Consider the following 5,572-nt stretch of genomic DNA (forward strand, 5'->3'; position numbering starts at 1 on the left):
GGTCTCGGCGTAATGCGGGGCGGCGGTCCAGTTGAGCTGGCTGGAGCCGCCTGTGTTGCTGACGGTGGCGCCGAAGTCGTCGACCTTGGCGCGGTACGCCCCGTTCCGGGACGCGATTTTGTGGAACTGGCGGGCCATGAGCCAGGGCTGTATCACGAACAGCAGCACGACGAGCAGCCCAGCGATCACCAGCGACTGCGTGTCGGGGCTCTCACCTTCCACCAGCGGGACCGCCGACGCTCCGGCGAACGCGGCCACGCCGATGAGAGCGAACCGTTGCGTCCGCCGGGCACGGCCCGACGCCTTGGCCCGCGCTTTGAGTGCCTGTCTCATGTCCTCTCGCGGTGGCGCGCGCCAATTGGAACAGGATCAGGTGGACTGTGCCGAAAAGTCCCTGCTCAGCGAGCTGTTCGTCGCAGCCCTGTGGGTTGTCGTCAAATGTCACGCCCACATCAGCAGCGATGCGAGAGTGACGGCTGCTTGGTAGGGCTCGGCGGTCTTGTCGTAGCGGTGGCGATGCCGCGCCACTGCCTGAGGCGGTTCAAGCTCCGTTCGATGACGTCGCGCCGCTTGTAGACCTGCTGGTCGAAGGTCGGCGGACGTCCGCCACGGCTGCCGCGCCGGAGCCGGTTGCAGATCTGTCGGACCGTTCCGGGATGGTGTGCCGGATGTTCCGCTGCCGCAGGCAGGTGCGTATGGCCTTGGAGCTGTAGCCCTTGTCGCCGATGACGTGGCCGGGGCGGACCCAGGGCCGCCCCGGTCCCAGCCGGGGCACCCGGATCGCCTCCATCACGGCGGTGAACTGGGTGCAGTCGTCGGTGTTGCCACCGGTGACGGTGAAGGCGAGCAGTCGCCCCACAGCGTCGCAGGCCAAGTGGATCTTGCTGGTCAGGCCGCCTCTGGACCGGCCGAGTCCCGGGGCACGAAGCCCCCTTTTCGCGCCCCAGCCGCGTGCTGGTGGGCCCGGACGATCGTGGAGTCGACCGACACCAGCCACTCGATGCCCCCGGCCGCGTCGGCCCTGGCCTGGGCGGCCTGCAGCATCCGCTCGAAGGTGCCGTCCTTGGCCCACCGGCGGAAGCGGGCGTGCGGCGTGGCCCCGGAACCGTACCGCTCGGGCACGTCTCGCCAGGCCGTACCGGTCCGGAACTTCCACACGATCCCGTTGAGGACCGTCCGGTCGTCCAGCCGCCTGCTGCCCCGCTCGGACCGGGGCAGCAACGGCTGCACGGGCGCTGAGCGACGTTACCGGACAGCGAGTCGCTCGTACATGGCGACCGGGTCGCCGGCCAGAGCACCCTTGACCCAACGGGTGAGATCGTCGGTGAGTACCTCGAAAACGTCCGACTCGACGCCGTCGAGGGCTGCCGTTGCGACGTCCTGCGGGCGGATCTTGGGCGCGTCTACGTTGGCTGTCATGTCGGTGTCGACAAGGCCCATGTGCACGGCGGTGACGCGGATGCCTTGTGGCTGGAGCGCCTGGCGCATGCTGTTGGTCTGCGACCAGAACGCCGACTTGGAGGCGCTGTAGGCGCCGCCTTCGGCGCGCGCGAACCAGGAATGCACCGAGAGGACGTTCAGGATGTGGCCACCGCCGTTGCGTTCGATCACCGGGGCGAGAGCGCGGGTGAGCAGCAGCGGGCCGTAAAAATTGATCTCGAACACGCGGCGGATGTCGTCGAGCGAAGAGGTCAGGAAGCTGCCGAGGCTCGCGGCCCCCGCATTGTTGATCAGGACGGTGACGTCCTTCACCTGCTCGGCGACGGAGGCCACCGAGTCCGGGTCGGTGGCCTCTAGCGCCAGCGCCACCGCGTCGGGGTGGGCGACGGAGCGCGGGTCGCGGGCCGTGGCGTAGACCTTGCTCGCGCCGCGTGCGTACAGCTCCTCCACCAGAGCCTTTCCGATGCCGCGACTGCCACCGGTGACGAGGACGACGGAATCCTTGATCGCGGTCATGACACTCACACTCCACGTTCGGGGGTGGAAAACCGATCGGGAAACCGATCGGTTTCCAGTTGTGCGGCAGTGTAGCCGATCGGTTTCCACTTCAGCCGCGCATGACCGCATCAGGCCGCCGTCCACACCGGACGCCCCGGCGGGCAGGGCGGGTTACTTGGTCGGTTCGCGGACCAACGGGACGACGGCCTGACTGCAGAAGACCTCGGCGTTGTCGGTCACGATGCCGCCGAGGAGCCGAGGGAACTCTTCAGTGTCGATACGGTGGGAGCTCGGACGACGTATCCCCCTATGCCGATACGCATACCTAATGGTGGTACCGTTGTCTCCGTGTCGTCCAGGTCTGACAGTCGCGAGAAAATGATCAAGGCGGGTCGCCGGTTGTACAGCACCCGCGGATACGTGGGCACCGCGTTCTCCGACGTACTCGCGGAGAGCGGCGCCCCACGCGGTTCCGTGTACTTCCACTTCCCCGGCGGCAAGGACGAGTTCGCCGGTGAAGTCATCACCGCGCACAGCCGGTCCGAGAACGCCCGAGTGACGCGACTGGCTGCCACGTGCGACACCCCGCGGGAAGTCGTGATCGCCTTTCTCACGGCAGCCCGGGACCACGCCGTGTCGACCCGATTCCGGGAAGGCTGCCCGATCGGGGCGGTCATCGTCGAAAGCAGCCACACCTCCCCCGCTCTGTTCGCGTCGGCCGCCACAGCCATCGAGACGTCAATCGACACACTCGCCGCCCTCCTGGTTGAGCGCGGCGCGACGGAACCGGACGCGCGCCGCTGGGCAATCGCCGCGGTCACCGGCTTCGAAGGCGCGCTCGTCGTCTCCCGTGCGATGGACGACCCCGCCCCGTTCAACGCGCTGATCGAACTTCTTCAGCAGACCATGGACCCCGACCGCACCCACACCACCACCTGACCGGAGCGGGGTCATCCGCAGACGCCGCGTTGGACGAGGGCCGGCGATCACGAGCCGGTGTGGGACTGTTCCGTCCAGATGACCTTCCCGTCCCGCGTGTATCGCGAGCCCCAGCGTTCCGTCATTCCGAGCCACCAGGCGCAGGCCACGCCCACCTTCGTCGTAAGCCCGGGTGCGTCGTAGACGCGGAGCCGTGCTGCTGGAGTCGGAGACTTCGCGTTGCAAGGTGGTGGGTTGGAGAATCAAGCGCAACTGCAGCGGGCTGCTTGCGTAGCGGATCGCGTTCGTCACCAGTTCGCTGACCAAGAGTTGCGTGGTGAAGGCCAGTTCCTCCAAGCCCCACCTCACCAGTTGCTCGGCCGCAAGGGCGCGGGCACCGGAGACCGCGGCGGGATCGGAGAGAAGGTCCAGCTTGGCTACGTGTCCTGCGTCGAGCGCCTGAGTACGTGCCACCAGCAGGGCGACATCGTCAGCCGGGCGGTTGGGCAGCATCGCGGACAGGAGGCCGTCACATGTTGCTTCCAGTGATGCCGACGCATCAGCGAGCAGGCTGCCGAGGAGCTTCAGTGCCGTATCCACGTCCCTGTGTCTGCTTTCGATCAAGCCGTCGGTATACAGGGCCAGCAGGCTTCCTTCCGGCACCTCAAAGTGGGCTATCCCGAAGGCGAGCCCTCCCAAGCCCAGCAGGGGCCGATCGGCAGCTGCGGACGGTGACTGCCTGGATGGGCTCGCACCGCAGAACGCTTTTCCGGTGGGCGGACCACGACTGGAGCAACGTGGCCGGCGCTCGCTGCGGAGCACAGCCGGGAGACCGGGTCGTAGACCAAATAGAGGCAGGTGGCGCTGATCTCACCGCTCCTCGGGACTCTTCGCGCTGAGGCGGATGACCACGTCGTCCAGGTGAGTCAGCAGCTCATCGGGCATCAGGTCGATGTCCGCGAGAGTGCGAACGGCCGTCCTCAGCCTGCCCATGGTGGCGGCGGCACGCAGACCTCGGCCGACCACGTCGCCCACCACAAGGGCCACCCGGGCGCCCGACCGGGGAATCACGTCGAACCAATCTCCTCCCACGCCTGTGCGCGAGCTGCTGGGGAGGTAGCGGAAGGCGGCTTCCACTGCGGTTCGGGTGGTCACGTGCCGCGGCAAGAGGCTGTGCTGGAGTGTCAGCTCGGTGGAACGCTCATAGGTGTAGGTAGCGCTGGGCGTTGTCGATGGAGAGGGCCGCCCGAGACCCGATCTCCCGGGCCAGCAGTACATCGTCGTCGGTGAAAGGCTCGTCGGAGCGGTAGCGGAGGAGCTGGGCGAGCCCGAGCGGTGCGCCCCGGGCGCGCAAGGGCACAAGCAGCACCGGGTCCGGCGCGGAAGCGTGTAGCTCGCGTTGCTGCCTTGGCGTCTCCGCCAGCCAGTTCGGGACGGAGGAAGCGACGATGGAGCATCGCACAGGTTGTCCGGTGGTCAGTGCCTGATCCGGCTCTGATCCCGCGGAGTATGTGTGTGTTCCCTGCGCGGAGAGCCGGCTCGGACATGTTCCCGACGCGGACTGTTCGGCGACCCGCTGAAACGTCTGGGCCGAGGTCGCTGCTCGCGTCCGCTCGTCATGAAGCACCGAAGCGATCAAGTCGACGGCGACGAGGTCTGCGAGGTGTTCGGCGGCGAAGGCCGCCAGTTCCTGGGCAACTTCTCGAGGGAGTGGGGCGGCGGTCGGTCGCGAGGGTGATCAGCCGGCTCTCGCCACCGGCCGGCCATCGCCGGGCCGCTCCCGCTCCGGGGTTCAGTCGCTCAAGGGCGTGTCAAGCACTGGACTCAGAGCCGATTCTCCTTGAATTCTGACAGCAGGGGCAGTCGCTTCGACAGCCGCAGGCTGCTTCGCCCGGCTTGGCGATGGGAACGACGAGCATGGGTTCTGCCCCTGGGACCGGCCTCACATAAGGTTGTCCCGACGAGGGGTCGTGCCCAATTCCCCGCAGGATGTGACCGGTTCCTTGGGGGAAACAGAACATCTCATGCGGCCCAGCCCTGTACCAGTCTTTCCCGGGAGGAGGCTCTGCCGCCATTAGATCATCGAAGTCAGCGCCGGTTTCACCCATCAGCATGTAGGAGATGCCGATGCGGTCGATCGTTGGCGTTCTACCCTGCATGACCTCCCTGGCGAACTGCATCCACGTAGGGTCGAGGCACATGGGGCCCGGAGCTGGTTGGCCTGGCGGAGTGGGCATGCAGATCCAGTCAGGTGATCCTTCTCTGAGGACCGTCTTCATGTCCGAGTCCAGGACCGTTGCCGTCTCGGCGATGAAACGCGGGGCAGCACTGAGTGCATCCTTGATTTTCTCTACCCGTGTGGGTTCTCTGCTTTCCGCCACGGCTTTTCTCCCGACAGGATGGAGTATGGGACTGCAATCGGAAAGTACTGCACGCTGTGGTTTTGACCATTGAGGCACGCCGTGGCGGATTTGGAGGCAGATGCTCTACTCCTCGGCCTACCCGCTGCTGTTGAAGCCTCGTTTGCCGAATGCCGGATCGGATAGTTGCCGGCTGTCGCTTCTGCGGAACTCGATCACGCGGGTGGGTGTCGCGACGGACCGCGACGGGAGTCGCCTAAGGGCTTGCAGATCATTAACACGTCTTCTTGATCTTGTCGTTGGGGTCCCTGCTGAGGGCGATGACACGGGCTTGGAGGGTGGCGAGGGCAGCGGGT

General features: G+C 66.6%; 6 protein-coding genes and 2 pseudogenes. 1 reads left to right on the forward strand and 7 read right to left on the reverse strand.

What is annotated here, in order from left to right; genetic code table 11:
- The 3 genes and pseudogenes from OO52_RS45070 to OO52_RS45085 form a co-directional block, all read right to left on the reverse strand.
- Window positions 1-333: hypothetical protein (locus OO52_RS45070; RefSeq protein ID WP_037671503.1), on the reverse strand; the 333-nt coding region annotated here is incomplete at its 3' end.
- Between the two features lie 108 nt (window positions 334-441).
- Window positions 442-1,230: pseudogene (locus OO52_RS50575) on the reverse strand (IS5 family transposase).
- Window positions 1,231-1,245: 15 nt separating this feature from the next.
- Window positions 1,246-1,956, reverse strand: a complete 711-nt coding sequence (locus OO52_RS45085) for an SDR family oxidoreductase (protein WP_030941026.1) — start codon at window positions 1,954-1,956, stop codon at window positions 1,246-1,248.
- Window positions 1,957-2,316: 360 nt separating this feature from the next.
- On the opposite strand from OO52_RS45085, the gene OO52_RS45090 reads away from it, so the two are divergent.
- Entirely contained in the window at window positions 2,317-2,877 is a 561-nt protein-coding gene (locus OO52_RS45090) for a TetR/AcrR family transcriptional regulator (protein ID WP_053211374.1), read from the forward strand.
- 189 nt (window positions 2,878-3,066) lie between these two features.
- Here the strand turns inward: OO52_RS45090 and OO52_RS54465 are convergent.
- From OO52_RS54465 to OO52_RS54480, 4 genes and pseudogenes are all read right to left on the reverse strand, one after another.
- Window positions 3,067-3,519: pseudogene (locus tag OO52_RS54465) on the reverse strand (SpoIIE family protein phosphatase); the annotation flags it as partial.
- A gap of 11 nt (window positions 3,520-3,530) precedes the next feature.
- Window positions 3,531-3,704 (reverse strand): hypothetical protein, encoded by a 174-nt coding sequence (locus OO52_RS54470; protein ID WP_324608335.1) that lies wholly within the window; start codon window positions 3,702-3,704, stop codon window positions 3,531-3,533.
- Between the two features lie 22 nt (window positions 3,705-3,726).
- Entirely contained in the window at window positions 3,727-4,011 is a 285-nt protein-coding gene (locus OO52_RS54475) for a PP2C family protein-serine/threonine phosphatase (protein ID WP_324608336.1), read from the reverse strand.
- 46 nt (window positions 4,012-4,057) lie between these two features.
- Complete coding sequence (locus OO52_RS54480; protein ID WP_234340020.1) at window positions 4,058-4,495, reverse strand: GAF domain-containing protein; 438 nt, start codon at window positions 4,493-4,495, stop codon at window positions 4,058-4,060.
- Window positions 4,496-5,572 lie beyond the last annotated feature (1,077 nt).

This window comes from Streptomyces flaveolus, from assembly GCF_000716535.1.
Classification (GTDB): domain Bacteria; phylum Actinomycetota; class Actinomycetes; order Streptomycetales; family Streptomycetaceae; genus Streptomyces; species Streptomyces flaveolus_A.